Raw genomic sequence first — 26,449 nt, 5'->3', positions numbered from 1 at the left:
CATTGAGCGCGAGGTGGCCGTCATGCGTTCGGCCAAGCCGGCGCGCGGCGAGGCCGGGGACGGCGTCACCTTCGGCGGCCTGCTGGGCCTTTTGCCGAGACGCCGGCCAAAGCCGGGGCAGGGTGGCCGGGCCGGAGAGGACGACCTCCTGCCCGAACTTCCCGAAGTTGCGGAACTGCCCCTGCCCTTCCCTGACGCCGAGACCGATCGCGAGCTTGCCGACGAGCCGCCCGAGCCCCCCATCGCCTTCAGGCCGGCTGGCCGCCCCCGCGACCGCGAGCCGCAGCTTCGGGACGAGCGCCGCAACGCGGCCTTCGAGGCGCCCGGCCAACGGCGCGAGCCGTCCCTGGGCGATGAGTTTCCCCACAGGCCCACAGGCGACCTCCATGGTGCGCCGCACATGAACCCAGAAGCGCCCCGAACGCGTGAGCGGCTGGAACCCATCCTCGCCCCGCAGCGGCCGACCCGGGGGCCCGCCGCGCGCGTCGCTCAACGGGACGCCGAAGGCATCACGCACACGCCCCATTCTCCCGCCTTCGACGATCCGCTGCTGCCGTTCCTCGACGACATCCCCCCGACGACCTTGACCGTGTCCGAGCCCATCGAGGCGCGCATCCAGCGTCTGCGTGCGCAGGACCGCCGGCCGGTGCGCCCGCACGAGGCCCTGGAACACGCAGCCCCGGAAGACGAGGGGCTGGCCGAGGGTCATTTCGCCCCCCGCGCCCGTCGCGCCGCGCCATCGCATGACCTTACGGAGGGGGAGGTCGAGAGCGGGCGTCCCGCCGCGCGCCGTCCTCCGGCTTCCGCCGAGGCCCGGTCCCCGGCCTGGAAAGACGATGACCGGCTTGAGGACGAGCGGCGCGGCGATCCGTTTGCTCCGCGTGCCCGACACCGCCCACCGGTCCAGACCTATGACGATGCCGAGGCGTATGAGGCTGCCGGGGACGACGGGCAGGATGCGTCGCCCGCACCCGTGCCGCAGCGGGCCACGGCTCCCGCCGCTCGATCCGACCCGCCGTGGGGCCACGAGGCCGAGCGCAACCAGCGCCAAGATTCTCGCCAAGATCCCCGCCAAGACGCGCGCCAGGATTCGCGCCAGCGCCGCATCGTGCAGGACGGGGAATGGCGGCAGACCGACTGGGTGGAGGCGGCATGGCAGGGCGCGGCCGAGGATCGCGCCGGGCCGGCGACATCGGAGTTGCAACCCGAAGACGACGAACCGCCTTATCGCCCCCTCGAACGGCCGGCGCGCGCCCCGCGCCATGGCGCCATGGCCGCCGATCCGGAGACCGAGATGATGAACGAGGAGCGGCGACGGCCCCCGCTTTCGCCGATCCGCGGGGAACGGCGCGAACCATCCATGAGCGGGCCGCCCATGGCTGCCCCCATCAGTGCGCCGCCCGTGGGCTCACCGGCGGCTCGCGCGCCCATGGCTCATGCCTCCGCCGCTGCGGGATCGGCCGCTACGTCCCATGCTCGCCCTCCTTCAGGCTGGGCGGACGAGGAGGTGCGGCGAGTGTGGGATGAAGGCTGGGGCGAGGGCGCCCCGCAATCCCTGCCGCGCGCGACCCGGGTTGGCCCCCTCATCGGCCCCATTCATGACGAGGACGACCCTTCCTCTGGCGTGCTTCCCGAGGCCGAGCAGCGCCGGATCGCCGACCGCATGGCTGGCCGCGCCGTTGCTGCCGACCCCTATGTGGCGCAGCGCCGTGGACCGCCGCCCTGGAGCCGGGCCGAGGCGCCGGTGGATCTGCCCAATCCGGCATTCCGCGACGGATCAGCGAGGGCGGAGGCGCCACCCTATGCAGCCGAACCGGAGCCGCCGACGCAGCGGGTGCCGCGCGAGCCGCTCCGCCCGGGTCCCCCCGAGCAATATCTGCCGCCGCACCTGCGGTCGGAACCACGGTTGATGGGCCAGCCGCCCATGGCCGCGCCCGTGCTGTCTCGAGACGACGTGCATCGCATGCAGTCGGCGCTTTACGAGCTCGGCGAATGCCGGCGGTTGATGGAAGAGGTGCTGGCGCCCCGGGATACCCAGCGCTCGGGGGAATGAGCGGCCGGCGCTGGAGCGCGTGAGCCGTCGCGCGGAGCCCGGCCGCATCTGGCAGGGCGCGATCCGCGCGACGTCCTGTCGTCTTCAGGAAGGCACGAGGCCGCGCCGGAGAGAGCCTCCATCCTGGCGCGCTGCCTCGTACGGACTGGAGCGGTCCGCGTATGCAAGGCACACGGCGATTGCTCCAGAATTGCGTGACGCATTTTCGTCGTGCGAAGCGGACATCCGTTCGCCCGACAACGCCCTACAAGCTACCAATCCCTGCCGCGGGTCAGTCCATCACGGCGAGGGCAACCCGGGTGACGCCCGAGCCGGTGAAACCCAGTTCCGAGGCGGCGGCACGGGACACGTCGATCACCCGGCCGCGGATGAAGGGGCCGCGATCATTGATGCGCACCACCACGGTGCGTCCATTGCGCAGATTTGTGACACGCACCTTGGTGCCGAATGGCAACGAGCGGTGCGCCGCCGTCATGGCGGAGGGGTTGAAGCGCTCACCGCTCGCGGTGCTGCGGCCTTGCCAATAATAAGAGGCGATGCCGGTGGAGGTGTCCGCCTTTGCGGTGTTCGAGACGGCCATTCCGGCCGAGAAGGACAGGGCGAAGCAGGACAGGACCACGCGTATCTTCATGCAATCAATCTTCCGTGTCATTTCGGATGATTGCCGAATGGCGTCGCAATGGGGCGATAGCGTCCCAATTTGCCGGCGAAACGGTGACGATTCGGGTGTCCTGATCACAATCCTGCCGGATTTCGAAGCCCAGAAAGCAACTCCAAGCTGTAGCTTGGCTGGAAATTTGCGGCTGGAAACCACGGCGCTGGGGAGAGCATGGGATACCTGCGCAGGGGGGCTTGCCCACGCCGGAGCGATGGTCTAAGCCTCCCATCCTCAGTCGGAGCGTAGCGCAGCCCGGTTAGCGCACTAGTCTGGGGGACTAGGGGTCGGAGGTTCAAATCCTCTCGCTCCGACCATTCAAACCCCGAATTTAAATCCCATCCCTGTCGAGACGGCGCCGGTGCGATCCGGCGGCGGGGCGCCCGTTGGGGCCTGCCCATTGCGGATGGGTTTCTGTCTAATGATTGCCGATTCAGCCGGGCACGCCCCCGGAACGCCCTCCCGCGTGCGGGGCAGGGCGGGGCGACGCCGAAAGGCAGATCTCCTTCACTCGTCGATACCCGCGCAGAGCCGTCGCCGCCCTCAGCGGGCTTTTCCTCTCCATCATGCCCGGGGCCTCCCGGAGCAGTAGAGATTTGGCACTTGGGGATGGATCTTCACCTGAAGAAATAAGCGAATCGCGGGCCGTAAGTGGCGAACGCGACTCAAATATCTGGTCCAGCCCTCAGCAGGTTGTCACACGCGCAAACCCCCGTCATTCGCGGCGCGGTTCTGGCTTGAAATCCCCAATTTCAGCCGCACTGAATGATTTTGAGCGCTCTCGGGTGTGACTCCGGCGCAAATTTGGATCAGGCTGCGCGCCGATTCCGCCCTGACCCATGGTCCGAGCAACACATGGTCCGAGCAACAGACGCAGCGAGGTCGCGAGAGCCATGCCGTTGCCCAGCGAAACCGGCGCAAGCCTGACCTTTACCATCCTGGGATGCGGCTCGTCCGGCGGTGTGCCGCGGGTGGGGCAGGGGTGGGGCGCCTGCGATCCCCTCAACCCCCGCAACCGTCGCCGTCGCTGCTCCATGCTGGTGGAACGCTTCGGGCCGAACGGGAAAACGACTGTTCTCGTCGATACTTCGCCGGACCTGCGGGAGCAGCTTCTCGGCGAGGGCGTGACCCAAATCGACGCCGTGCTCTACACCCACGAGCACGCTGACCACACCCACGGCATCGACGATCTGCGTCCACTGGCCATCCATCATCGCAGCCGGGTGGATGTTTATGCGGATGAAGATACCTCCCGCATGTTGCATCAACGCTTCGGCTATTGCTTCTCCACGCCGCCCGGCAGCGCCTATCCGCCCATCATCACAGAGCATCGCTTTCGGGAAGGCCGGGAGATCGTGGTTGCAGGGGCAGGCGGTTCCATCAGCGCCCTGCCATTCCGCCAGCGCCATGGGGACATCGATTCCTTCGGGTTCCGCTTCGGCGACGTGGCCTATTCCAGCGACGTCAACGGGCTTTCCGAGAACAGCCTGGCGCGGCTGCACAATCTGGATGTGTGGATTATCGACGCGCTGCGCGAGACGCCCCATCCATCTCACTTCACCCTTCAGGAAGCGCTCGACTACGTGGCGCTCATGAAACCGAAGCGCGCGATCCTCACAAACCTCCACACCGACCTGGACTATGCCACGCTGGAAGCACGGCTTCCCGACGGCATCGTGCCGGCCTACGACGGCATGCACTTCGAGTCCCATATCCGGTCGCCAGCGGCATCGGCCGACGCCGCCGCGAACGGCTGACACGGCTGACATTGCACATCACCGGCGACCGCCAGCGCCAATGCAGGACTTGAAGTGATTCGCGCCCTGGATTCAGATACCCATATAACTCACTGATAAAAGTAGATTATTTTGTAAATGTTCAGGTCCATTGAAGGGTGATGGCGGCAGCGCCCATGGCGGATCAGGCATCCCCCCTTCCCGGTCGGACTCGCCAATGAGTTCCATAATATCTCTTCTGCGACTCTTCGATGGGCCGTCGATATAACGGCTGGACCCACGCCCCGGCCTTCGCCACGACGGTCGGTTCGGGTCCCGCTCGGTTCTCCGAACCGCCGACTCAGTCGTGCTGCACCTTGAGGTCTATGAGTGGCGTGCCGTCGAGACAGTCGAGCCCGCGCACCTGTACCCTCAGGCCGTCGACACCCACCAGCCGCACCACGGACGAGGCAACCGGATTGGGCCGCACCGGCGAGCGCAAGGCGAAGGTGCCCCGCGTGTCGCCGTCGTGGCGCGGGCTCTGGAGCACCAAGTCGCGCCGTGCCCGGTTCATCCAGTAGAGCACCTGCAGGCGCGGGCAGTCGGCGACGCCAGTCAGCGCCTCGGCCCAGCGCGGATCGATCTCCAGCGTGCAGACGGGGCCCTCCTCCGCGTCACCGCGCCGGGGGCAGCTGCCGCGCTCGGTCCAGGGTGTGCGGATGCGGCCGATAAAATAGAGGCCGGCGTCGAAGCGCTCCGGCAGCGCGACGGCCTTTTCACCCGGCCGCATGTCATCATCAATGGGGCCGGCAGGCGCGATCTCGACCATGGTCTCTTCCTCTTCCTGGCTGGGCGGAGCATAGGACGGCCCAGCCTGCGGTAAAGATCGCACTCGAGCTTGGAGAACCCCATGGACGCCTCCCGCGACATCGCGCGCCTCATCGAGATCATGGCCGCCTTGCGCACCCCGGGAACCGGCTGCCCGTGGGACCTGGAGCAGAGCTTCGCCACCATCGCGCCCTACACGCTGGAGGAAGCCTATGAGGTGGCCGATGCCATCGCCCGCGCCGACATGGGCGACCTGAGGGAGGAACTGGGCGACCTGCTGCTGCAGGTGGTCTTCCACGCCCGGATGGCGGAGGAGGACGGCGCCTTCGATTTCGGCGGCGTGGTGGAGGCCATCACCACCAAGCTCATCCGCCGCCACCCCCATGTGTTCGGCACCGCGCGGGACCTGTCACCGGAGGCGGTAAAGGGCTTGTGGGCGCAGATCAAGGCGCAGGAAAAGCGCGAGCGGGCGCAGGCACGGGCGGCGGCGGGCCTGCCGGCGGAGGAGGCGCAGCAGGGCGCCCTTGCCGGCGTGCCCCTGCCCCTCCCCGCCCTCACCCGCGCGCTGAAGCTTCAGGAGAAAGCCAGCCGCGTGGGGTTCGACTGGAACGATGCGCGCCAGGTGCTGGCGAAAATCCGCGAGGAGACGCAGGAAGTCGCCGAGGCCTTGGAGGAAGGCGGCACCGCGGCCATCAGGGACGAGATGGGCGACCTTCTGTTCGCCGTGGTGAACCTTGCCCGCCACGCCGGCGTGGACCCGGAGGACGCCTTGCGCGGCACCAACGACAAGTTCACCCGCCGCTTCGGCCATGTGGAGCAGCGGTTGGCCGCGGACGGCCGCCGGCCGGACCAGGCGAGCCTGGACGAGATGGAAGCCCTCTGGCAGGAGGCAAAGCAGAAGGAACGGGAAGGCGCGTGAGCGCGACGCCAGTCTGCCCCCTGCCCTGTGCGCCCGGCACCTGCCCGCGAACGGCGCAGCAGGATGCATGCTCAGGTGGATGATGGCTCAGGTGGGATGCACGCGCCGCGCGCCGAACCGCCGGGTGACAAGGCCGGCGCGGTCGGGCGGAATGCGCAGGGCCACGTGGACGGCCCCATCCTCGTCGGTGGTGCGCTCCAGCACCTCGCCGTGGCGATAGAGCCAGCCGAGCCCCTCGCCGTCTTCCGCCGCTAGCGTTACGGAAACCGTGACCCGGCCGGCGGTGATGCGGCGCTCGATCAGGCCGAGAAGGTCGCCGGTCCCCTCCCCCGTCAGCGCGGAAACCGGAACCGGCGCTTCCGCACCGCCACGGGCGGCCCGGTTTTCCACCTGTTCGCGCTCCTCCGGTGCCAACCGATCGATCTTGTTCCAGACCTCGATGACGCGGCCACCCGGCTGGGGATCGACGCCCAGATCCTCCAGCACGTCGGAAACGTCGGCGGCCTGCGCGTCGGTGTCCGGATGAGAGATGTCGCGCACGTGCAGGATGAGGTCGGCTTCCAGCACCTCCTCCAGCGTGGCGCGGAAGGCGGCGACGAGCTGGGTCGGCAACTCGGAAATGAAGCCCACCGTGTCGGAGAGGATGATGCGGGTGCCGTGGGGCAGGTCCACCGCTCGAAGTGTCGGATCGAGGGTGGCGAACAGCAGGTCCTTGGCCATCACCTCCGCCCGGGTCAGGCGGTTGAATAGCGTGGACTTTCCGGCATTGGTGTAGCCCACCAGCGCGACGATGGGATAGGGCACGCGCTTGCGGCTGGCGCGGTGCAGGCCACGGGTGCGCTTGACCTGCTCCAACTCCTTCTCGATGCGGACGATGCGCTCGCCGATGAGCCGGCGGTCGGCCTCGATCTGCGTTTCGCCCGGACCGCCGAGGAAGCCGAAGCCGCCGCGCTGACGCTCCAGATGGGTCCAGGAGCGCACTAGGCGCGAGCGCTGGTAATTGAGGTGGGCAAGCTCCACCTGTAGCGCGCCTTCCTTGGTGCGGGCGCGCATGCCGAAGATTTCGAGAATCAGCGCAGTTCGGTCCACCACCTTGGCGGACCAGGCCTTTTCCAGGTTGCGCTGCTGTACCGGGGAGAGTGCCGCGTCGAAGAAAACGAGGTCCACCGCCTCGGCGCGGACCACGCCCTCCAGTTCCTCCACCTTTCCCGAGCCGAGATAGGTGGCGGGGCGGATCTCCGACAAGGGGACGATGGCGGAATAGACAACGTCGAGGTCGATGGCGGCAGCAAGGCCGACCGCCTCCTCCAGCCGGGACTGGGCGCTCCGCCGCTCCGGTACGCCACGGGTGGCGCGTTTCGCCAGGGCCGGCGTGATGACGGCGCACCGCGTCGGTGGCGCGCGACGGTCAATGCCGCCGCGGCCATCTTCGCGCGAAGGTGCGGGTGAGGACATGTCGTCCGGCGTTCCCGAGGAAGCTCCGGTCACCGAGGCTTCTGCCTCGATCTCATGGATTTCCTGCGCGCCGGCCTTGGCCGCCCGAGTTGCGGCGCCCCGTGACGCAGCGCCCCCCTTTGACCCCGTCTTTGACCCTGTCTTCAACGTCGTTCCGGATCCCTTGGCGGTACCGCGCTCCACGATGCCTTAAGCCTTCTCTCCCACATCATCGGTGGGATCGAACAATTGCACCGGATGACCCGGCATAATGGTGGAAATGGCGTGCTTGTAAACAAGCTGGGAATGCCCGTCGCGACGCAAGAGCACGCAAAAATTATCGAACCAAGTGACGACGCCCTGCAACTTCACCCCGTTCACCAGGAAGATCGTGAGGGGTGTCTTGTTCTTGCGGACGTGATTGAGAAAGGTGTCCTGAAGGTTTTGTGTCCGTTCCGCCGCCATTTTCGTATCCGTTTTTTTGGGCGTTAAGTCCGTCGCGGACGCACACAAGTGCCGTGCTGCCGCCACGGGAGTTGGCCGCTTAGAATGGCACAGCTCCATGGCGGCGCAATATTATTTTGCCTCGCAACATGAGCGCGGCCGTGGATACCTCAGGAAATTTCGGAAAAGTCGTGGAATTTCAAGCGTAAGGTGGTCGCCACCACGCCCGGCGTCCCGGCTCCGATGGCATGGCCGTCGAGGCGCACCACGGGCATCACCACCGTAGTGGCGGCGGTAATGAAGGCTTCTTCCGCCGCGAGGGCTTCCGCTACGGTAAAGGGACGCTCCTCCACCCTGTAGCCGAGGTCGGCCGCAACTTCGAGCACCACCGTGCGGGTGATTCCGCGCAGGATGCCGCTCTCCGCCGAGCGGGTGACGATGGTTTTGCCGGCCGTCACGATCCAGGCATTGGTGGATGCCCCCTCAGTGACGAAACCGCCGCCGTCGACGAACCAGGCTTCCCGCGCGCCGGCCTCCTTCGCCTGCTGCTTGGCCAGCACGTTGGGCAGGAGCGAGATGGACTTGATGTCCACACGCGGCCAGCGATTCTCCGGCACGGTGATGACGGCGACGCCCTTTGCGGCAAGCGCCTCCTGCCCCCTGCGGTCGGAGCGGCGGGCGGTGACCACCACGGCGGGCTTGGTGCCAGCCGGCGGGAAGGCATGGTCGCGCCGCGCCACGCCGCGGGTGATCTGGAGATACACCAGCCCGTCGCGCACCCCGTTCCGCCGCACTACCTCAGCCAGCACATTGGCGAGGGCGACCCGACTCATGGGCGCGGGGATGAGAAGCTCGCGCAGGGAGCGCTCCAACCGGTCGAGGTGGCGGCGCTCGTCCACCAGATGGCCGTCGAGCACCTCGCAGACTTCATAGACGCCGTCGGCGAACTGGTAGCCGCGATCCTCCACATGCACGCTGGCATGGCGGTGCGGCAGATAGCGGCCGTTGACATAGGCGATGCGGGACATGGCAAAACCAGGTTGGATGGTCGGTGATCGGCTCAGCCTCGGAACCGGCCGGACACGAGCCCGCGGATCTTGTGGCCCAGCTGGTAATCCTTTGAGCTGCTGAGGCGGGCGATCTCCGCCTCAGCTTCAAGCTGTCGCTGCTCCGCCTCGAGCCGCCCCTCGCGGTCGGTGAGGCCGCGCCCCAGCCGGGCGAAGAGCGCGCGCAGATAGGTCACGTCCGCCTCGCTGGCCTCCATGAGGGTGGCCAGACGCTCGCGGGCCGCGCCGAACGCCAATACCCCGAGCCCGTGCCCGTGATGAAACTCGAAGCTGCCGCCCAGGGTACGAACCTCGTTCCAGAAGCGGTTCACCCCGAAGCCGCGCTCGAACACCTGGGTATCGTGAAACAGAACCACCGCGTCAGGGCTCAGTTTACCACGCCAGGTCTCGAAATCATGGCTCACCGCCTCGTAGGTGTGGAAACCGTCGATATGCAGGAGGTCCACGCTGCCGTCCGCGACATGCGTCGTGGCCTTGTCGAAATCCATGCGCAGCAAGGTCGCGAAGCTGGAATATTTCAGATCGACGATGGCTTTGACGTCGGCGTAGATCTCCGGCGGCAGAGCGCCCGCATGGGCGTCGCCCTCCCAGGAATCCACGGCGTAGGCACGGGTTCGTGTCCCGCTTGCAACCACCGATTGGCAGAAGGCAAGAAAGGACATGCCCCGATATGTGCCGAGTTCCACCACCGTGCGCGGGTTCAGCACGGGGATGAGCCAGAAGGCAAACGGCACGTGCTCGGTCCAGGCCGAGGGCCGGAGGTCTTCGGGAAATGCGAAGGTAGCAGCCGGCAAGATGCTACGGCAGGCTTCGACACTCATCGGACAGGTCCCGTTTCCAATCGTGAGGGCCGTGCGGAAGCTGACGGACACAGGACCCTTGTTTCAGGAGCGGCTTACCATGCCGCACCACGGCAAAGCAAAGGCCCGAACGCCGCTTCAGGAGCGCCAAAGGGCGAGATGGATGACCACGAGAAGGCCAATTACCTCCAGCCGTCCCGCTACCATGCCGAGCCCCGCCACGAGGACGGAAGCGGCGGGCAACGAGGACAGCGGTGGCCAGCCGGCGCCCCCGGCGTCGTAGACCGGGCCGGTGTTGGTCACCACGGCGGCAGCAGCGGCCAGCGCGGCATCAAGGCCGGGCAGGCCGGGGCTCAACGCGATGACGCAGACTCCGAACACCAGGGCAAGGCTCGCGGCGCCCGCCCAGATGCCCAGCATCACCGAACCACCGCCGCCCTCATAGGCCGCCGGCTGAACGAGATGCGGATAAACGAGGCGCATTAACCCGCCGCGGGTATTGAGGAGAATGGCGCGCAGCCGCAGCATCTTGAGCCCGCCCGCCACCGACAGAGCGCCGCCGCCCAACAGCACCACCAGGATCACGAGGCCGAGGGGCAGGCTCATGTAGGTGCCGTCGTGTGGGCCGATGCCGCTTGTGGAGATGAGCGAGGCCGCCGAGAACAGGCCGTCGCGGATCGCCTCCAGGGCGGGTACGTCGGCCGAGCGGAAGAGAATGGCGCCAAGCACGATGCCCAGCACCGCCCACCAGCCAAGGATGACGAGGCTTTCCGTCTGCTCCGGGGCGGCGTTGATGCGCCGGGTCAGCAAAGCGCGATGCCAGCGCACGCTGGTGGCGCTCCACAACAGAAACGGCAGCAGCAGCCATTTCGGGCTTTCATCCAGGGTCAGCGCCAACTGGGCTTCCGGCGGCAGGTGAGCGCCGGCCGAGACCACGGCGGTCGCCAGCGTAAAGGCCACATAGGGGCTCTCCCCGCTCACCAGCAGCACGATCCCGGCAAGCAGGGTGGCGCCCCCATAGGCAGGGGCAATCTCGCGCAGCACTGCGGTGAGATCCACCACATCAAGGGTGGAGCCACCGCGCGGGGTACGGTCCGGCAGGCCGCCGAGGCCAGCCGGGGCCAGCACCGCCACCGCCGCGACGATGGTCAGCAGCCCTCCGGTCCATTGCAGCAGGCCGAGCCAGACATACAGGCTCGCGGACCCCTGTCGCAGTGCGGTGGCCCCGGTGGTGGTGAAGGCGGACACCGCCTCGAGCCACGCGGCCAGCGGCGACAGACCGGAAACGATGGCGACCGCCGGCGTCGCCGCCAGCGGCAGCAGCAGCCACAGGGCGGCCACCAGTGCCACGCCGCCGGCCCTCGTGAGGCGCATGGGCGTATCTTGCGTGGTGAAGCGCAGCAGTCCGGCGAGGAACAGGCAGAAGCCGAAGGTGGCGAGGAAGACCGGCGCATGCCCCTCCCCGCCCCGCGCCGCGACCACGGCCGGCGGGAGGGCGAGAAGGCCGACGGTGAGGAGGCCGGCGGCGAGCGGGCGGGCGGCGTTGACCATGTGCGCCTTCAGAAAAGAAGAACTTGGCGAGCAGGAGAACGGGTCAGGAAAACTCGGGAACCTGAAGACCTTGCGGGATCAGAAGAATTCGAGCGCCACGCGGAATAGCTGTTCCACGCGCTTGATGCGGTCGGCGAGGGCGAACAGCACCACCCGGTCGTGGGCGCGCACCACGAAATCACCACGCGGCAGCAGCACCTGGCCGTTCCGCACAATGGCGCCGATGCGAAGCCCCTCCAGAAGGTCGAGGTCCTTCAGCGGCTTGCCCACCAGCGGCGAGGTCTCCAGCGCTTCCGCTTCGATCATCTCGCCGGAGCCGTCGAGCAGCGCATGGACGCCGCGGATGCGCCCCCGCCGCACATGCTGGAGCACCTTGGAAACGGTGATCTGGCGCGGGTTCACATGGGCGTCGATGCCCAGGCCCCGGGCGAAGGTGGCGTAGCCCTGCTCGTTCAGCAGGGCGAGGATGCGCTTGGCCCCGATCTGCTTTGCCAGAAGACAGGACAGGATGTTGATGCGGTCGTCGTTGGTGAGGGCGATCATGGTGTCCGCCTCGCGCACGCCCGCCTCGTCGAGGATGGCGCGCTCCAGCGTGTCGCCGTTCAGCACCACGGTCCGCGAGAGCACTTCGGCGATGGTCTGGGCGCGCTCGCGCGAGAACTCGATGAGCTTGACCCGCGCCGCCGCGTTGCGCCGCTCCAGCTCGCTCGCCACGTAATAGCCGATGTTGCCGCCGCCGGCGATGACGATGCGCTGGCCTGGCACCTCGTCGTGGCCGAACAGGGACAAGCCGCGCTGCACCTGGTCCGCCTGCGCGACGAAATAGACGATGTCGCCGACGGCGAGCTGGTCGTTGGAGCGCGGCACCAGCGTCTTGCCGTTCCGGCTCACCGCGACGATGGTGGCCGGCATGTCCGGGAACAGCTGGGTGAGCTGGTTGAGCGGGGTATCCACCACCGGGCAGTCCTCGCCGCACAGCACGCCCACCACCTGCACCGCCCCGTCGGAAAAGCTCACGGTGTCGGTGGCGCCGGGCAGGGACAGGCGACGCAGCACCATCTCGCCCACCTCCACCTCGGGAGAGATGATGACGTCGATGGGCAACTGGTCGCGGGAGAACAGGTCGCGCCATTCCGGCGCGAGATAGGTCTGGGCGCGGATGCGGGCGACCTTGGTGGGCACGTTGAACAAGGCGTGGCCCACCTGGCAGGCCACCATGTTCACCTCGTCGTGCAAGGTCACGGCGATGAGCATGTCCGCTTGCTCGATGCCGGCGCGGGCGAGCACGTCCGGATGGGAGCCCTGCCCCACCACGCCGCGCACGTCCAGCTGCTCGGTCACCATCTGGATGCGGCGCGGGCTCGCGTCGATGATGGACACGTCGTTCTGCTCACCGGCGAGGCGCTCGGCGATGCCGAACCCCACCTGGCCCGCGCCGCAGATCACGACCTTCATGAACCCTCCCCCGGCGCCCAGGCGAATCGCGACCTGAAAGATCGCGCCAAAACCGATCGCATCTTGAGCCTCAGCTCCGATGCAGCCCCTTTTTCGGGCATCCCGTCAACTGGTCCATCAGCCTACGCCGAGAGCCTTAAGCTTTCGATGAAGGGCCGAGCGCTCCATGCCGACGAATTCCGCCGTCCGCGAGATGTTGCCGCCGAAGCGGTTGATCTGGGCGGCAAGGTATTCCCGCTCGAACACCTCGCGCGCCTCCCGCAACGGAAGGCCCATGAGATGCTCGCCACCATTGCCGTTGGGCAGGTTCGGCACCAGCGCGCCCACGTCGGGGGGCAGCATGGCGGCGGTGATGGTGGCTTCCAGATCACCGCCGGCGAGAATCAGCAGCCGCTCCACATTGTTGCGCAGCTGACGCACGTTGCCCGGCCAGTCATGGGACTGGAGCACCGCCATGGCGTCCTCCCCGATGGGCCGGCGCGGCAGTCCTGTGGTCTGGGAGATGGTGTCGACGAAGAACTCCACGAGGTCGGGAATGTCGTCGCGGCGCTCGGCCAGCGGCGGCACCCGGATCGGCACCACCGACAGGCGGTGGTAGAGGTCCTCCCGAAAGCGGCCCTTGGCGATTTCCTCCTCCAGGTTGCGCCCGGTGGAGGAGATGATGCGCACGTCCACGCTCACCTTGTCGTTGGAGCCGATGCGCGAGAAGGTCTGTTCCACCAGCACGCGCAGCACCCGGTTCTGGGTCTCGCGCGGCATGTCGGAGATTTCGTCGAGGAACAGCGTGCCGCCGTGGGCCTCGTCCAGCGCCCCGCGCTTGGGTTCCCGCCCCTCCCCTTCCGCCACGCCGAACAATTCGAATTCCAGCCGCTCCGGCGTGATGGCCGCCGAATTCAGCACGACGAACGGCCCCTGAGCGCGGGTCGAGGTGGTGTGGATGAGCCGGGCCGTCAGTTCCTTGCCGGAACCGGAAGGGCCGACGATGAGGATGCGGCTGTTGGTGGGCCCCACCCGGTCGATGGTGGCCTTCAGCTGCTGCACGGCGCTGGAACGGCCCACCAGTACATGGCCGTGGGGCGCCAGATGCTTCAGCTCCTTCAGCTCGCGCTTCAGGCGCAGGGTCTCCAGCGCGCGCTCGGCCACCATCACCAGGCGGTCGGCATTGAAGGGTTTTTCGATGAAGTCGTAGGCGCCGCGCTTGATGGCCGCCACCGCCGTCTCGATGTTGCCGTGGCCGGAGATCATCACCACCGGCACCTCGGGGTGCTGGGCCTTGATCTCGTTGAGCAGTTCCAGCCCGTCGAGCCGCGAGCCCTGCAGCCAGATGTCGAGGAAGACCAGATTGGGCCGTCGCGCCGAGATGGCCGCGAGGGCGCCATCGGCGTCCCGGGCGGTGCGGGCAGCATAGCCCTCGTCCTCCAGGATGCCGGCCACCAGTTCGCAGATGTCGGCCTCATCGTCCACGATGAGGATGTCCATGGCCATGTGTCAGGCCCTCCCTGTTTCAGGGACCGGTTGCGCCCCGCCCGCGCCGGCCGGTGGTTGACCATCCGCCCGCATCCGAAGCCGGATCCAGGCCCCCCGGCCCTCGGGCGAATCGTTGAGTTCGATGAAACCGCCGTGCTCTTCCATGATCTTTCCCACGATGGCGAGGCCGAGCCCGGTGCCCTTCTCGCGGGTGGTCACATACGGCTCCAGCAGCCGGCTGCGCTTGTCCTTCGGCAGTCCGGCGCCGTTGTCGATGACGTCGATGACGAGGTCCTCGCCCTGGGCCTCCACGCGCACCCGGATGAGGCCCTTGCCGCGCTCGGCCTCGGGCACCCCCTCGATGGCCTCGGCGGCGTTCTTGAGGATGTTGGTGAGTGCCTGCGAGATCAGCCGCCGGTCGAAACGCGCCGGCATGGAGGGCGGCAGCTCGGTCTCGAAGGTCACGTCGGGATGACCGACGCGCATGAGGAACACCCCCTGGCGCACGGTCTCCGCGAGGTCCTGCGCGTCCACCACGGGCTTGGGCATGCGGGCGAAGGAGGAGAACTCGTCCACCATGCGGCCGATGTCACCCACCTGGCGGATGATGGTGTCGGTGCACTGGTCGAACACGTCGCGGTCCTGGGTGATGTGGCGCCCGTACTTGCGCTTCAGCCGCTCGGCGGAAAGCTGGATGGGGGTAAGCGGGTTCTTGATCTCGTGGGCGATGCGCCGGGCCACGTCGGCCCAGGCGGAGGTGCGCTGGGCCGAGACGAGGGCGGTGATGTCGTCCAGCGTCACCACCCAGCCGTGTTCCTCGGCCGTGGACTGCTCGGTGGTGACCCGCATGGCGAAGATCCGCTCCCGGCCCTCGCGCTGGATGGTGATGTTGCCCTGCACCGCGCGCTGGCCGGCGCCGATCGCCTCGGCCACCAGCGCGCCGGTTTCCGGCACCACTTCGGCGAGCTTGCGGCCGAGAGCCTCGTCCTCGGTCAGGCCCAAAAGTTTCTCGGCCGAACGGTTGAGGATGGTGACCTGAGCCTCCGCGTCGAGGCCGATGACCCCTGCGCCAACGCCCGATAGCACGGCCTCGGTGAAGCGGCGGCGGCTGTCCATCTGGTCGCGTGCGGTGACCAGCGCATTGCGCTGGGTCTTCAGCTCGACGGTCATCTTGTTGAAGGTCTCGCCAAGGGTGGCAAGGTCGCCCTCGGCCCGGTGCACCGGCACCTGCACGTCGAGATTGCCCGCGGCCACCCGGCCCGCCGCCCACATGAGCCGGCGGATGGGCGACACCAGCCACTTGGAGAAGTTGATCCCGAGCCAGACCGCAGACAGCAGCACGATGAGCGTGACGATGGAATACATCAGCCCGAAGGCCAGCTGCACGTTGAAGCGCCGTTCTTCCAGGGCTCGGTAATCGGCCAGAGTCTCCTGCGTGACCTTCAGGAAACCGATGACACGCGGATCGACCGGCCGCGCGACGTAGAGGAACATGTTGTCGAAACCGGCGATCGGCGCCACCGCGCCGACGAAGTCCGCGTCCGACGGCAGGTAGATGATGGGCTGCTCGGCGGAGGCCTCGGCGATGGCGATGTTGGTGGGGACGATATATTCGCGGTCCGTGCGCAGGTTGGCCCGCTCTACAACCGAGAGGTCACGGCGGATGATCTGCGCCCCCGGCACGTTGCGCAGCGCCGCCTGGGCAGTGAGGATCTGCCGGAACTTCTCGATGTCCGTGTCGTAGAGCTGCTTCATCCGCGACAGGTCGTTGCTCATGGCAAGCACGTCGCCGCGGATGGAGAGCGCATGCTCGCGCACGTAGGTCTGCGCAACGGAAGCGGCGGTCCCTACGATCTCCCGCGTCCGGTCGGAGAAATAGCGATCGAGGCTGCGGTCGAGGGTCAGGCTGGCCACCACCGCCACCACGATGGCCGGCACCACCGCGACGCCGGCGAACAGTCCGATGATGCGCACATGCAGCCGCGAAGCCGCTCGCCCGCGCGCCCGTGCCCGCAGGATGCGCCACACTTCCCGGCCGATGATTGCGAGCAGGATGAGGACCGCGATGCCCGACGCGGTGAGCACGCCCACCACCACCTGCGGCGTCGGCACGATGGAGGTGAGGCCCATCAGGATGAGGAAGGTGGCCACCGCCAGAACGAGCGACAGAACAACGACGATAGGCGCGAACAGCCGGGCGGCGATGCCACGGCGCGGCACTGTGCCCTCCATCGCGTCCTTGAGCGGCGCATCCGTCATCAGTGCCACAGTCCCCCAGGCATCCACCGCCGCCGCGTGTCGAATCGCACGACGGGAGTGATGCAGTGGAACGACACTGGTGCAAAAATGTGACAGAGGACCTAACGCGGCCCGAATTCGCTCAGCCGATGCTGGGTGTCGGTAGCGGGGTCCATTTTAGCGGGTGTTGTGCACAGCGCGGCGGGACTTATGCGGGGCTTGAAGCCGATGGTGCAAGTCAGGCGCGGCGATGCGAAACTTGATTCGAAAAACGCAGGAAGGCGGCCGAAGCCGCCCTCCCCGTCCCTGCCGGAAGGTCCGGATCACCTAGATGTCCGGATCACCTAGATGTCCGGATGACCTGGATATCGAGGTCCCGGATCTTCTTGCGCAGGGTGTTGCGGTTGAGGCCGAGCAGTTCCGCAGCCTTGATCTGGTTGCCGCGCGTGGCCGCCAGCGCCGCCGAAAGCAGTGGGTATTCCACGTCCTTCAGGATGCGGTGATAGAGGCCGGGGGGCGGCAAGTCCTCGCCGAAACCGGAGAAATAGGTGTTGAGGTGCCGTTCAACCGAGGCCGCCAGCGTGGCATCCACCGGCCCTTCTTCGGAGAAGGCACTCGGCATGGGCTCCGACAACTCCGCCTCGATGATGGCGGGGGTGATCACTTCCTGAGGGTAGAGCGCTGCGAGGCGCCGCACCAGGTTTTCCAGCTCGCGCACGTTGCCGGGCCAGCGATAGCGCTTCAGCCGGTCCAGGGCGGCAGTGTCGATCTGCTTGGCCGGCAGGCCCTCCCGCTCGGCCTGGAGGAAGAAGTGGCGCACCAGGTCGGGCACGTCCTCCGAGCGCTCGCGCAGGGGCGGCAGGCGCAGGGGCACCACGTTCAGGCGGAAGAACAGGTCCTCGCGGAACAGGCCCTGCTGGATCAGGGTGCGCAGGTCCTTGTTGGTGGCGGCGATGATGCGCACGTCGGTCTTGATGGGCGTGCGCCCGCCCACGGTGGTGTATTCGCCCTGCTGGAGCACGCGCAGCAGGCGGGTCTGCGCCTCCATGGGCATATCGCCGATCTCGTCGAGGAAGAGGGTGCCACCCTCCGCCTGCTCGAAGCGGCCGGGATTGCGCGTGGTGGCGCCGGTGAACGAGCCCTTCTCGTGGCCGAACAGCTCCGATTCGATGAGGTCGCGCGGGATCGCCGCCATGTTGATGGCGACGAACGGCCCGGTGCGACGCTTGCCGTAATCATGGAGCGCGCGGGCCACCAGTTCCTTGCCGGTGCCGCTCTCGCCCGCGATCATCACGGTCAGGTCGGTCTGCATCAGCCGGGCGAGCAGGCGGTAGATTTCCTGCATGGCGGGCGAGCGGCCCACCAGCGGGATGTTGTCCTGCTCCTCGTGGGAATGGTGGTGGCCGTCGCCCTTCTTCGGCTCCGCCAGTGCGCGCCCGACGATGGAGATCAGCTCCTTCAGGTCGAACGGCTTGGGTAGGTATTCATAGGCCCCGCGCTCGGACGCGCGGATGGCGGTCATGAAGGTATTCTGCGCGCTCATGACGATGACCGGCAGGTCCGGCCGCGCCTTCTTGATGCGGGGCAGGAGATCGAAGGCGTTCTCGTCTGGCATCACCACGTCGGTGATGACGAGGTCGCCATCACCCTGGCTCACCCAGCGCCAGAGCGTGGCGGCGTTGCCGCAGGAGCGCACCTCATACCCGGCGCGCGACAGCGCCTGGTTGAGCACGGTGCGGATGGCGGCATCGTCGTCGGCAACCAGGATGCTTCCGGTAGGCATCGACACCTCAGTTATCCTCTTGAGCTGTGCTCTTGCCGCGATACATGGGCAGGAGCACGCGAAAGGTTGTACGGCGGGGCTGACTGTCGCACTCGACGATGCCGCCGTGGTCACCGATGATCTTCGCCACCAAAGCAAGACCGAGGCCACTGCCCGTGGGCTTGGTGGTGACGAACGGGTCGAACAGGTGGGGAATGAGGTCGTCCGGCACGCCTTTGCCGTTGTCGCGGACGCAGAATTCCAGAGGCAGGCTCACCCGCGTGGAGGCGCCGGGAACGGTCAGGCGTACCCCCGGCCGGAACGCCGTGGTGAGCTGGATCTCGCCGTCCTGATCGCCGTCGATGGCTTCGGCGGCGTTCTTCACCAGGTTCAGGAAAACCTGGATCAGCTGGTCGCGATTGGCGAGCACCGGCGGCAGGGAGGGGTCGTATTCCTCCACGATGCGGATGTGGCGGGCAAACCCTGACGCGGCGAGGGTCCGCACATGCTCCAGCACGGCGTGGATGTTCACCGGCTCGCGCTCCACCGGGCGCTCGTCGGAGAACACCTCCATGCGGTCCACCAGCTTCACGATGCGGTCGGCTTCCTCGCAGATGAGGCGAGTGAGGGCACGGTCGTCATCGTCCGCCGACTGTTCCAGCAATTGCGCCGCGCCACGGATGCCGGAGAGCGGGTTCTTGATCTCATGGGCCAGCATGGAGGCGAGCGCGCTCACCGAGCGGGCGGCACCGCGATGGGTGAGCTGGCGGTCCATCTTGTCGGCAATGGTGCGCTCCTGGAGCATCACCACCACGTGCTCGGGATGCTCCGACACCGGCGCCACATGGATATCCACGATGCGCTCGCCGCCATTGCGGGGCGTGCCGAGGTCCACGCGATATTCGTTCACCGGAGCCCCGCGCTGGCGCACCTGCTCGATGAGGCCGAGCAGCGGCGTGCCGAACGGCACGAGGTCGGCCAGGGGCCGGCGGCGCAGCAGCGGCGCGCTGACCTCGAAGAACGCCTCGGCCGCCACGTTCGCCTCCGCCACATGCCCGTTGCCGGCGATGGTGAAGACAGGGTGCGGAACGGCGTCCAGGATGGCGCGCGGCATACCCGGGTCCTTGCCGTTTTCCTGCTCAGCCTTGCGCTTTTGATCCATCTTCCGTGTGTCTTGCTTTCTGGCTTCGGCCGTCATGCCGCGGCCCTCCACATGATGTCGTCAAAGGCGGCGGCGATGCCGGCCTTCACCTGGGCGGGGTCCTCCAAGACGAGGAGGCGCTTGCGCCACCCCGTCACGATGCTGGCCCGCACTTCGCCGGTGCCGGCGGCTGCCGCGTCCAGCGCCCAGCCCACATGCTTGCGCGCCTGCCGTACCCCCAAGGCCCGGCCATAAAGCCCGAGCCAGCCCTCATAAAGTTCCAGCAGCACCGCGCGCTGCTCCTCCAGGCCCGGATCGGCGGTGCCCCGCAGACCGGCGATGGCGCGAGCCACCCGGCCGGGAAACCACGGCCGGCCCTGCGCGCCGCGCCCGATCATCACACCGTCCGCCCCTGAGGCTTCGAGGATTGCGGGGCCGTCCGCCGGCGCCACCACGTCGCCATTGGCGATCACCGGGATCGAGACCGCGTCCTTCACCGCGCGGATGGCGGTCCAGTCGGCGCGGCCGGTGTAGAATTGGCAGCGGGTGCGGCCATGGATGGCGACCATGGCGAGACCGCTCTCCTCGGCCATGCGCGCCAGATCCACGGCTGTTGAGGCCGCATCGTCCCAGCCCAGACGGGTCTTCACCGTCACTGGAACCGAGACCGCGCCGCGCACCGCTTCGAGAATCGCGCGGGCCAGCGGCAGGTCGCGCAGCAGGGCGGCGCCGGCCGCCCCGGTGGTGACGCGCTTGGCCGGGCAACCCATGTTGATGTCGATGATGCACGCCCCGGCCGCCTCGGCCACGCGGGCAGCCTCGCCCATCAGGTACGGGTCATTGCCGGCGATCTGCACAGCGTGGAGCGGCACACCCTCCCCCTCCGCGCGGAGCACCATCTCGGGATGGCCTACCAGCAACGCTTCGCTCGCCACCATTTCTGATATGACGAGGCCGGCGCCGTAACGAACAGCCATCCGCCGCACCGGTGCGTCCGTGATTCCCGCCATGGGGGCGAGGATCACCGCATTGGGCAGCGCGTGGGAGCCGATCCGCAACGCCGGAATGGAAAATGCGAAAGTCTCTTGCACAGAAATTAGGCCACCTCGCTTCTGCCTACATCTTAGACAAGTGCACGGCACACGCAAGGGCAGTCTGCGTGGAAGTGCAGCGCAGCAGAGTTTGCCCCACATCCAGTTACCTTTACCGGTCTTCCGGCCCTTGCCGGGAGAGGATTTTTCCCCGCTGGCGGGAGAACCGCGCATGAGCGAGGCGGCGAATCCCACATGCGTGGCCATCGTGGTTGCCGCCGGACGCGGCACACGCGCCGGTGGTCCGCTGCCGAAGCAGTATCAGGCCATCGCCGGCGAGCCGGTGCTGCGTCGCACCCTTCGTCTGTTTGCGGCGCATCCCCGGATTACGGCCGTGCTCGTGGTCATCCATAGCGATGATTCTGTCCGCTTTGCGGACACGGCGCGCGATCTGCCCAAGATCTTGGCACCGGCCTTCGGCGGCGCCACCCGTCAGGCCTCCGTGCGCGCGGGGCTGGAAGCCCTTGCCGCCGCAGGGGGCACGAGCCCTGACCTGGTGCTGGTGCACGATGCGGCACGCCCCTACACCTCGCCGGACCTCATCGCCCGCGCGGTGGAGGCGGCCGGCAGGGCAGATGCCGCCATTCCCGTGCTCGCCGTGACCGACACGGTGAAGCGCGTGGATGCCGACGGCATCGTGGTCGAGACCCTGGACCGCGCGGCCCTGCGCACCGTGCAGACCCCGCAGGCGTTCCGCTTCGCGGCCCTGCGCGCCGCCCATGCCGCCGCCGCCGCGGCGGGCGTGGAGACGCTGACCGACGATGCGGCGGTGATGGAATGGGCCGGCCACGGCGTGGCCACCTTCGAAGGCGAGAGCACCAACGTGAAGCTGACCACCCCGGAAGACATGACCCGCGCCGCCGGCGCCGCTTTCGCCGATCTCGCCGATGTGCGCACCGGCACCGGCTTTGACGTGCACGCCTTCGGCCCCGGCGACCATGTGATGCTGGGCGGCGTCGCCGTGCCCCACAGCGCCGGGCTCGTCGGCCATTCGGATGCGGACGTGGGCCTGCACGCCCTGACCGATGCGCTCCTCGGCGCCCTGTGCGACGGCGACATCGGCGCCCATTTCCCGCCGTCCGACCCGCAGTGGAAGGGCGCGTCCTCGGACCGCTTCCTTGCCCATGCGGTGGAGAAGGTGACGGCGCGGGGCGGGCGCATCGCCCATCTCGACCTCACCCTCATCTGCGAGGCACCGAAGGTGGGGCCGCATCGCGACGCCATCCGCGCCGCCATTTCGCGCATCACCGGCGTGCCCCTCGCCCGCGTGTCGGTGAAGGCGACCACCACCGAGAAGCTGGGCTTCACCGGCCGGCGGGAAGGCATCGCCGCCATGGCCAGCGCCACCATCCGCCTGCCCTTCGCGGACGAGGCGGAGGGCTGAACGCCCACCGCCCCTTAAAACCCCGCCCCTACTTCGCGTCGAACAGCAGGGCGAGCCGCGTCATCTGCGGCTCGTCGGTCATGTCGAGGCGCAGGGGGGTGACGGAGATGCGGCCTTCGTCCAGCGCCCGCAGGTCGGAGCCGGGGGATGTCTCGAAGATGCGGCGCTCGAAGGCGATCCAGTAATAGGGATTGCCCCGCCCGTCGCGCCGCTCGTCGATGCGCATGAGGCGCTGGTCGCGCTTGCCCTGGAAGGTGGCGGCGATGCCGGTGATCTCGTCCGGCGCGCGATCCGGGAAGTTCACGTTCATCACGATGCCGGGGGGAATGCCCTCGCCCAAAAGGGTGCGGATGATCTTGGGCGCGTGGGTCTCGGCGGTGATGTAGTTGGGGTTTTCGCGCGTCTTGATGCCGAAGGCCTGCGACAGGGCGATGGAGGGAATGCCGAGGATGGTGCCCTCGATGGCGCCCGCCACGGTGCCCGAATAGCTCACGTCCTCGGCGATGTTCTGGCCGCGGTTGACGCCGGAGAGCACGAGGTCCGGGGGGTTGTCGGCCAGGATGTGCCGCACCGCCATGATCACGCAGTCCGTGGGCGTGCCCTTCACCGCATAGCGGCGCTCCTCCACCTGCCGCAGGCGCAGCGGATCGCTGAGCGAGAGGGAGTGGGCGACGCCGGACTGGTCGAACTCGGGCGCCACCACCCACACGTCGTCGGTGAAGCTCTGGGCGATGCGGACGCAGGCCTCGAGGCCCGCCGCGTGGATGCCGTCGTCATTGGTGACCAGGATGCGCATGGGACCTTTTCCGTAGCTTGATGTCGCAGCCGACGAACGCCGCAACCGGCGCCTAGCCCAGAACCGTCGTCATCCCCCGGCTTGACCGGGGGATCCATGGGGCCGACGCGCAGGCTTTTCGGCGTCTGTCACTTGTGTCGCGGAGGGGTGGGTCCCCCGGTCAAGCCGGGGGACGACGGTGGTGTCGCGGGCGTCCTCAAGCGAGGACCGCCCCTACTTGAGCTTCTCGATGGTCTTCAGCCCGCCCATATAGGGCAGGAGTACATCCGGCACAGTGACGGCGCCGTTCTCCTGCTGGTAGGTTTCCAGCACCGCCACCAGCGCGCGGCCCACCGCCACGCCCGAGCCGTTCAGGGTGTGGACGAAGCGCGGGCCTTTCCCCTCGGCGGGGCGATAGCGGGCATTCATGCGCCGGGCCTGAAAATCGCCGCACACCGAGCAGGAGGAGATTTCGCGGAACGCCCCCTGCCCCGGCAGCCACACCTCGATGTCGTAGGTCTTCTGCGAGGCGAAGCCCATGTCGCCGGTGCACAGCGTCACCACGCGATAATGCAGGTCCAGCTTTTTGAGCACCGCCTCGGCGCAGGCGAGCATGCGCTCGTGCTCCTCGGCCGACTTCTCCGGCGTGGTGATGGAGACCAGTTCCACCTTGGTGAACTGGTGCTGGCGGATCATGCCCCGCGTATCCCGCCCCGCCGCACCCGCCTCAGCCCGGAAGCAGGGGGTGCAGGCGGTGAGGCGCAGGGGCAGTTCTTCTTCCGAGAGGATGGACTCGCGGACGAGGTTAGTGAGCGGGACTTCGGCGGTGGGGATGAGCCAGAGGCCGAGTTGCTTGCGCCGTTCTGCTCTGCCCAATCCCTCTGCAAGTCTAAGCCAAAGATCATCAGCAGCATCTACACGACCTTCGATGGTCGCGAGTTCTCTTCTGGAATCTATAGCTGCAAGAATGTTTCCAGCAGCTTGGTAGTTTAGTTTCCATGCCAAATTATAAATTTCATTTGTCGATTTTTTCTTCAACTCCTCAACCAAATCTAGATAGTCAACGCTATCCAATCGCATGGTAAAAAATTGATCTTCCTCGAATTTCGGCAGTTGCGCTGTGCCAAACATGGCCTCATCCCGAACCAGCAGCGGCGGGCTGACCTCCATATAGCCGCCGATGCCGTCCTGCTCGGGCGCCGTATGCGTATCGAGGAAGAACTGCCCCAGCGCGCGCTCCAGCCGGGCCAGCGGCCCCTTGTTCACCACAAAGCGGGCGCCGGAGAGCTTGGCGGCGGTCTCGAAATCCATCTGGCCGAGGGCTTCGCCTACCTCGAAATGCTGCTTCGGGGTGAAGGCGTAGCTGCGCGCCGCGCCGAAGCGGCTCTCCTCCACATTATCGTGCTCGTCCGCGCCATCGGGCACATCCGCGAGCGGGGCGTTGGGGATGGCGGCGAGTTCATCCTCCAGCGCCTTGTCGAGGCGCTTGGACTCCGCCTCCAGCGCCGGCACCTTCTCCTTCAGCTCCGCCACCTCGGCCATGAGGGCGGAGGCCGTGGCCTCGTCCTTCCTGGCCTTGGCCTGGCCGATCTCCTTGGAGGCGGCATTGCGGCGGGCGAGCAGAGTTTCCAGCTGGGTCAGGGTGGCGCGGCGCTGTTCGTCAAGGCCGCGCAGCTTTGCCACCAGCGCCTCGGCATCCCGCCGCGCCTCGTCGGACCCGCCGCCGCGCCGCACCAGCGCAGTGATGAGGCCGTCCGGCTCGTCCCGGATCCATTTGATGTCGTGCATGGCAAGGCTCCGCCGTGACCCCGAAGGGCCTCTATGGGCCGGCGCACATTCCCCTCCACCGTCATCCCCCGGCTTGACCGGGGGATCCATGTTTCCGTCGATGCCGGCGCGCGGCGGCACGATGGATGCCCCGGTCAAGCCGGGGCATGACGGCGGATAGGGAGCGCCAGACCCGAGAAATTCCAAAAACTCCGGGAAAGGCCTCGCCGTCAGTCGGCTGTCGCAGCGTCGGCCGCGTTGCGCGCTGCCTCTGCCGCAAGCCGCCGCTTCTCGACGATGCCCACCAGATAGACCGACACCTCGTAGAGAAGCAGCGTCGGCAGGGCAAGGGAGAGCTGGCTGATCACGTCCGGGGGGGTGAGCACCGCCGCCGCGATGAACACGCCGACGATGGCGTAGCGGCGGGTCTTCTTCAGCATGTCCTGCGTCACCACCCCGATCTGCCCGAGCAGCGTCAGGATCACCGGAAGCTGGAAGCAGATGCCGAAGGCGAGGATGAGCGTGGTGATGAGGGAGAGATATTCCGACACGCGCGGCAGCAGCGAGATTTCCGCCTTCCCGTCGCCGCCGGTCTGCTGCATGCCCAAAAAGTAGGTCATGGCGAGCGGCATGGCGACGAAATAGACGAACGCCGCGCCGATGAGAAAGCAGATGGGGGTGGCCACCAGATAGGGGCGGAAGGCGTTCTTCTCGTGCTTGTAGAGCCCCGGCGCCACGAACATGTAGACCTGCGTCGCCACCACCGGGAAGGAGATGAACGCCGCCCCGAACATGCCGAGCTTGATCTGGGTGAACAAGAATTCCTGCGGCGCCGTGTAGATGAGCTTGATGCCCGGCGCGAAGCCGGAGGCAAACTCATAGGGCCACAACAGGATGTTGTAGATCTGCTTGGCGAACATGAAGCAGACGAAGAAGGCGATCAGGAACGCAATCAGCGATTTGATGAGCCGCGAGCGCAGCTCAATCAGATGCTCGATGAGCGGGGCCTTGGAGGCGTCGATTTCGTCCTCGTCGCTCATGACGCGCTCTTGGTCTCACCGGCGGCGGGGGCGGAAACGGATTCGGCGGGCTGGATCGCCGCGGGAGGCGAGCCGACCTCCACCATGCGGCGGATTTCGTCGCGGATCGCTGCCATGGGATCAGGAGCCGCATCCGGCACGGGAGCGGCCTCTCCAACGACGGCCGGCAGTTCCAGTGGCGCCGACACGGAGTCCGCGACGGGAGCTTCCGGGGTTTTGGGCGGCGGATTGCCACCCTCGACCGTGGTGCGGATTTCCTCGCGGATGGACCGCAGGGGGTCGAACATCTCCGAGGTCGCGAGCGTCGAGCGGGTGCTCTCGGTGACGTCGGCGATTTCCTTGCGCATGTCCGCAAGGTCGGCCTCGCGCAGGGCCTCCTGGAACTGGCCCTGGAACTCGCCGGCCATGCGGCGCACCTTGGTGACGGTGCGGCCGACAGTGCGCAGCACCGAAGGCAACTCTTTAGGGCCGATGACGATCAGCGCGACAATGCCGATCAGCATCAGCTCGGACCAGCCGATTTCGAACATGAGCGCCTGAACCCGGCGGACCCGCCGCCGCCCTCCTCAAGGGTTAAGGGGAGCCCGTCGTCAGACGGGCTTCTTCTCGGCCTCGGCGGCGCTCGATGTCTGGTGCGGAAGGGGGCGCGGCGCCTCGGGCGGGGCGGCCGGGGTCTTCGCCGGTTCGTCGTCCTCCGCCAGGCCCTTCTTGAAGGACTTGATGCCCTTCGCCACGTCGCCCATGAGATCGGAGATCTTGCCACGACCGAACAGGAGGAGCACCACGGCCAGCACCACGATCCAGTGCCAGATGCTCAGCGAACCCATTTAACATCCTCCAAGGAAGCTTTTCGCGCTTGCGCG

21 protein-coding genes and 1 tRNA gene are annotated in these 26,449 nt (G+C 67.5%); 4 read left to right on the top strand and 18 right to left on the bottom strand.

Annotated elements, in window-relative coordinates; genetic code table 11:
• Nucleotides 1-2,324: 2,324 nt before the first annotated feature.
• The gene (locus FBQ73_RS05505; RefSeq protein WP_138398492.1) at nt 2,325-2,684 is read right to left on the bottom strand and encodes a septal ring lytic transglycosylase RlpA family protein; all 360 of its coding nucleotides are present in this window, start codon (nt 2,682-2,684) and stop codon (nt 2,325-2,327) included.
• Nucleotides 2,685-2,947: 263 nt separating this feature from the next.
• Here FBQ73_RS05505 and FBQ73_RS05500 point away from each other — a divergent pair.
• Both FBQ73_RS05500 and FBQ73_RS05495 read left to right on the top strand, forming a co-directional pair.
• Nucleotides 2,948-3,025 (top strand) — tRNA-Pro (locus tag FBQ73_RS05500).
• 576 nt (nt 3,026-3,601) lie between these two features.
• On the top strand, nt 3,602-4,465 hold the full coding sequence (locus FBQ73_RS05495; RefSeq protein ID WP_138398491.1) for an MBL fold metallo-hydrolase: 864 nt from the start codon (nt 3,602-3,604) through the stop codon (nt 4,463-4,465).
• Between the two features lie 319 nt (nt 4,466-4,784).
• Here the strand turns inward: FBQ73_RS05495 and FBQ73_RS05490 are convergent, their stop codons facing one another.
• Nucleotides 4,785-5,252, bottom strand: a complete 468-nt coding sequence (locus FBQ73_RS05490; protein ID WP_138398490.1) for an SAM-dependent methyltransferase — start codon at nt 5,250-5,252, stop codon at nt 4,785-4,787.
• Nucleotides 5,253-5,333: 81 nt separating this feature from the next.
• On the opposite strand from FBQ73_RS05490, the gene mazG reads away from it, so the two are divergent.
• Complete coding sequence (mazG, locus tag FBQ73_RS05485; RefSeq protein WP_138398489.1) at nt 5,334-6,170, top strand: nucleoside triphosphate pyrophosphohydrolase; 837 nt, start codon at nt 5,334-5,336, stop codon at nt 6,168-6,170.
• Between the two features lie 87 nt (nt 6,171-6,257).
• Here the strand turns inward: mazG and hflX are convergent, their stop codons facing one another.
• The 11 genes from hflX to dusB form a co-directional block, all read right to left on the bottom strand.
• Entirely contained in the window at nt 6,258-7,625 is a 1,368-nt protein-coding gene (gene hflX / locus FBQ73_RS05480) for a GTPase HflX (RefSeq protein ID WP_138398488.1), read from the bottom strand.
• A gap of 189 nt (nt 7,626-7,814) precedes the next feature.
• Nucleotides 7,815-8,069 (bottom strand): RNA chaperone Hfq, encoded by a 255-nt coding sequence (gene hfq / locus FBQ73_RS05475; protein ID WP_041576100.1) that lies wholly within the window; start codon nt 8,067-8,069, stop codon nt 7,815-7,817.
• 149 nt (nt 8,070-8,218) lie between these two features.
• Nucleotides 8,219-9,076: a D-amino-acid transaminase gene (locus tag FBQ73_RS05470; RefSeq protein WP_138398487.1), complete on the bottom strand. Its 858-nt coding sequence runs from the start codon at nt 9,074-9,076 to the stop codon at nt 8,219-8,221.
• Nucleotides 9,077-9,108: 32 nt separating this feature from the next.
• Complete coding sequence (locus FBQ73_RS05465) at nt 9,109-9,987, bottom strand: class I SAM-dependent methyltransferase (RefSeq protein ID WP_210236672.1); 879 nt, start codon at nt 9,985-9,987, stop codon at nt 9,109-9,111.
• 66 nt (nt 9,988-10,053) lie between these two features.
• On the bottom strand, nt 10,054-11,466 hold the full coding sequence (locus FBQ73_RS05460; RefSeq protein ID WP_138398486.1) for a hypothetical protein: 1,413 nt from the start codon (nt 11,464-11,466) through the stop codon (nt 10,054-10,056).
• A 78-nt stretch (nt 11,467-11,544) separates the two neighbouring features.
• The gene (gene trkA, locus FBQ73_RS05455) at nt 11,545-12,921 is read right to left on the bottom strand and encodes a Trk system potassium transporter TrkA (protein WP_138398485.1); all 1,377 of its coding nucleotides are present in this window, start codon (nt 12,919-12,921) and stop codon (nt 11,545-11,547) included.
• 117 nt (nt 12,922-13,038) lie between these two features.
• Complete coding sequence (ntrX, locus tag FBQ73_RS05450) at nt 13,039-14,406, bottom strand: nitrogen assimilation response regulator NtrX (protein ID WP_138398484.1); 1,368 nt, start codon at nt 14,404-14,406, stop codon at nt 13,039-13,041.
• 3 nt (nt 14,407-14,409) lie between these two features.
• Complete coding sequence (locus FBQ73_RS05445) at nt 14,410-16,647, bottom strand: sensor histidine kinase NtrY-like (protein WP_138398483.1); 2,238 nt, start codon at nt 16,645-16,647, stop codon at nt 14,410-14,412.
• Between the two features lie 319 nt (nt 16,648-16,966).
• Nucleotides 16,967-18,409, bottom strand: a complete 1,443-nt coding sequence (ntrC, locus tag FBQ73_RS05440) for a nitrogen regulation protein NR(I) (RefSeq protein ID WP_138398482.1) — start codon at nt 18,407-18,409, stop codon at nt 16,967-16,969.
• A 7-nt stretch (nt 18,410-18,416) separates the two neighbouring features.
• The gene (locus FBQ73_RS05435; protein WP_138398481.1) at nt 18,417-19,550 is read right to left on the bottom strand and encodes a two-component system sensor histidine kinase NtrB; all 1,134 of its coding nucleotides are present in this window, start codon (nt 19,548-19,550) and stop codon (nt 18,417-18,419) included.
• 32 nt (nt 19,551-19,582) lie between these two features.
• The gene (gene dusB / locus FBQ73_RS05430; RefSeq protein ID WP_138398480.1) at nt 19,583-20,620 is read right to left on the bottom strand and encodes a tRNA dihydrouridine synthase DusB; all 1,038 of its coding nucleotides are present in this window, start codon (nt 20,618-20,620) and stop codon (nt 19,583-19,585) included.
• Between the two features lie 172 nt (nt 20,621-20,792).
• Between dusB and FBQ73_RS05425 the strand changes: the two genes are divergently transcribed.
• Nucleotides 20,793-22,004, top strand: a complete 1,212-nt coding sequence (locus FBQ73_RS05425) for a bifunctional 2-C-methyl-D-erythritol 4-phosphate cytidylyltransferase/2-C-methyl-D-erythritol 2,4-cyclodiphosphate synthase (protein ID WP_138398479.1) — start codon at nt 20,793-20,795, stop codon at nt 22,002-22,004.
• A gap of 28 nt (nt 22,005-22,032) precedes the next feature.
• Here the strand turns inward: FBQ73_RS05425 and surE are convergent, their stop codons facing one another.
• The 5 genes from surE to FBQ73_RS05400 all read right to left on the bottom strand — a co-directional run bounded on the left by surE (nt 22,033) and on the right by FBQ73_RS05400 (nt 26,413).
• Nucleotides 22,033-22,800 carry a 5'/3'-nucleotidase SurE gene (gene surE, locus FBQ73_RS05420; RefSeq protein ID WP_041576102.1) on the bottom strand — a complete coding sequence of 256 codons (768 nt, stop codon included), beginning with the start codon at nt 22,798-22,800 and terminating at the stop codon, nt 22,033-22,035.
• Nucleotides 22,801-23,013: 213 nt separating this feature from the next.
• Nucleotides 23,014-24,567, bottom strand: a complete 1,554-nt coding sequence (gene serS / locus FBQ73_RS05415) for a serine--tRNA ligase (RefSeq protein WP_138398478.1) — start codon at nt 24,565-24,567, stop codon at nt 23,014-23,016.
• A gap of 209 nt (nt 24,568-24,776) precedes the next feature.
• On the bottom strand, nt 24,777-25,586 hold the full coding sequence (gene tatC / locus FBQ73_RS05410; protein ID WP_138398477.1) for a twin-arginine translocase subunit TatC: 810 nt from the start codon (nt 25,584-25,586) through the stop codon (nt 24,777-24,779).
• Nucleotides 25,583-26,116, bottom strand: a complete 534-nt coding sequence (tatB, locus tag FBQ73_RS05405) for a Sec-independent protein translocase protein TatB (protein WP_138398476.1) — start codon at nt 26,114-26,116, stop codon at nt 25,583-25,585. The genes tatC and tatB overlap by 4 nt, the downstream gene beginning before the upstream one ends.
• A 60-nt stretch (nt 26,117-26,176) precedes the next feature.
• Complete coding sequence (locus FBQ73_RS05400; RefSeq protein WP_012116377.1) at nt 26,177-26,413, bottom strand: twin-arginine translocase TatA/TatE family subunit; 237 nt, start codon at nt 26,411-26,413, stop codon at nt 26,177-26,179.
• Nucleotides 26,414-26,449: the final 36 nt, after the last annotated feature.

The sequence above is a fragment of the Xanthobacter autotrophicus genome (assembly GCF_005871085.1).
GTDB classification, from domain to species: Bacteria; Pseudomonadota; Alphaproteobacteria; order Rhizobiales; family Xanthobacteraceae; genus Xanthobacter; species Xanthobacter autotrophicus.
This window is presented reverse-complemented; position numbering and strand designations above follow the sequence as displayed.

Excerpts from the sequence above, each read along its gene's own strand:
- FBQ73_RS05505 (WP_138398492.1), bottom strand. The coding sequence starts at position 2,684 with ATGAAGATACGCGTGGTCCTGTCCTGCTTCGCCCTGTCCTTCTCGGCC.
- FBQ73_RS05495 (WP_138398491.1), top strand. The coding sequence starts at position 3,602 with ATGCCGTTGCCCAGCGAAACCGGCGCAAGCCTGACCTTTACCATCCTG.
- FBQ73_RS05490 (WP_138398490.1), bottom strand. The coding sequence starts at position 5,252 with ATGGTCGAGATCGCGCCTGCCGGCCCCATTGATGATGACATGCGGCCG.
- mazG (WP_138398489.1), top strand. The coding sequence starts at position 5,334 with ATGGACGCCTCCCGCGACATCGCGCGCCTCATCGAGATCATGGCCGCC.
- hflX (WP_138398488.1), bottom strand. The coding sequence starts at position 7,625 with ATGTCCTCACCCGCACCTTCGCGCGAAGATGGCCGCGGCGGCATTGAC.
- hfq (WP_041576100.1), bottom strand. The coding sequence starts at position 8,069 with ATGGCGGCGGAACGGACACAAAACCTTCAGGACACCTTTCTCAATCAC.
- FBQ73_RS05470 (WP_138398487.1), bottom strand. The coding sequence starts at position 9,076 with ATGTCCCGCATCGCCTATGTCAACGGCCGCTATCTGCCGCACCGCCAT.
- FBQ73_RS05460 (WP_138398486.1), bottom strand. The coding sequence starts at position 11,466 with ATGGTCAACGCCGCCCGCCCGCTCGCCGCCGGCCTCCTCACCGTCGGC.
- trkA (WP_138398485.1), bottom strand. The coding sequence starts at position 12,921 with ATGAAGGTCGTGATCTGCGGCGCGGGCCAGGTGGGGTTCGGCATCGCC.
- ntrX (WP_138398484.1), bottom strand. The coding sequence starts at position 14,406 with ATGGCCATGGACATCCTCATCGTGGACGATGAGGCCGACATCTGCGAA.
- FBQ73_RS05445 (WP_138398483.1), bottom strand. The coding sequence starts at position 16,647 with ATGACGGATGCGCCGCTCAAGGACGCGATGGAGGGCACAGTGCCGCGC.
- ntrC (WP_138398482.1), bottom strand. The coding sequence starts at position 18,409 with ATGCCTACCGGAAGCATCCTGGTTGCCGACGACGATGCCGCCATCCGC.
- FBQ73_RS05435 (WP_138398481.1), bottom strand. The coding sequence starts at position 19,550 with ATGGATCAAAAGCGCAAGGCTGAGCAGGAAAACGGCAAGGACCCGGGT.
- FBQ73_RS05425 (WP_138398479.1), top strand. The coding sequence starts at position 20,793 with ATGAGCGAGGCGGCGAATCCCACATGCGTGGCCATCGTGGTTGCCGCC.
- surE (WP_041576102.1), bottom strand. The coding sequence starts at position 22,800 with ATGCGCATCCTGGTCACCAATGACGACGGCATCCACGCGGCGGGCCTC.
- serS (WP_138398478.1), bottom strand. The coding sequence starts at position 24,567 with ATGCACGACATCAAATGGATCCGGGACGAGCCGGACGGCCTCATCACT.
- tatC (WP_138398477.1), bottom strand. The coding sequence starts at position 25,586 with ATGAGCGACGAGGACGAAATCGACGCCTCCAAGGCCCCGCTCATCGAG.
- tatB (WP_138398476.1), bottom strand. The coding sequence starts at position 26,116 with ATGTTCGAAATCGGCTGGTCCGAGCTGATGCTGATCGGCATTGTCGCG.
- FBQ73_RS05400 (WP_012116377.1), bottom strand. The coding sequence starts at position 26,413 with ATGGGTTCGCTGAGCATCTGGCACTGGATCGTGGTGCTGGCCGTGGTG.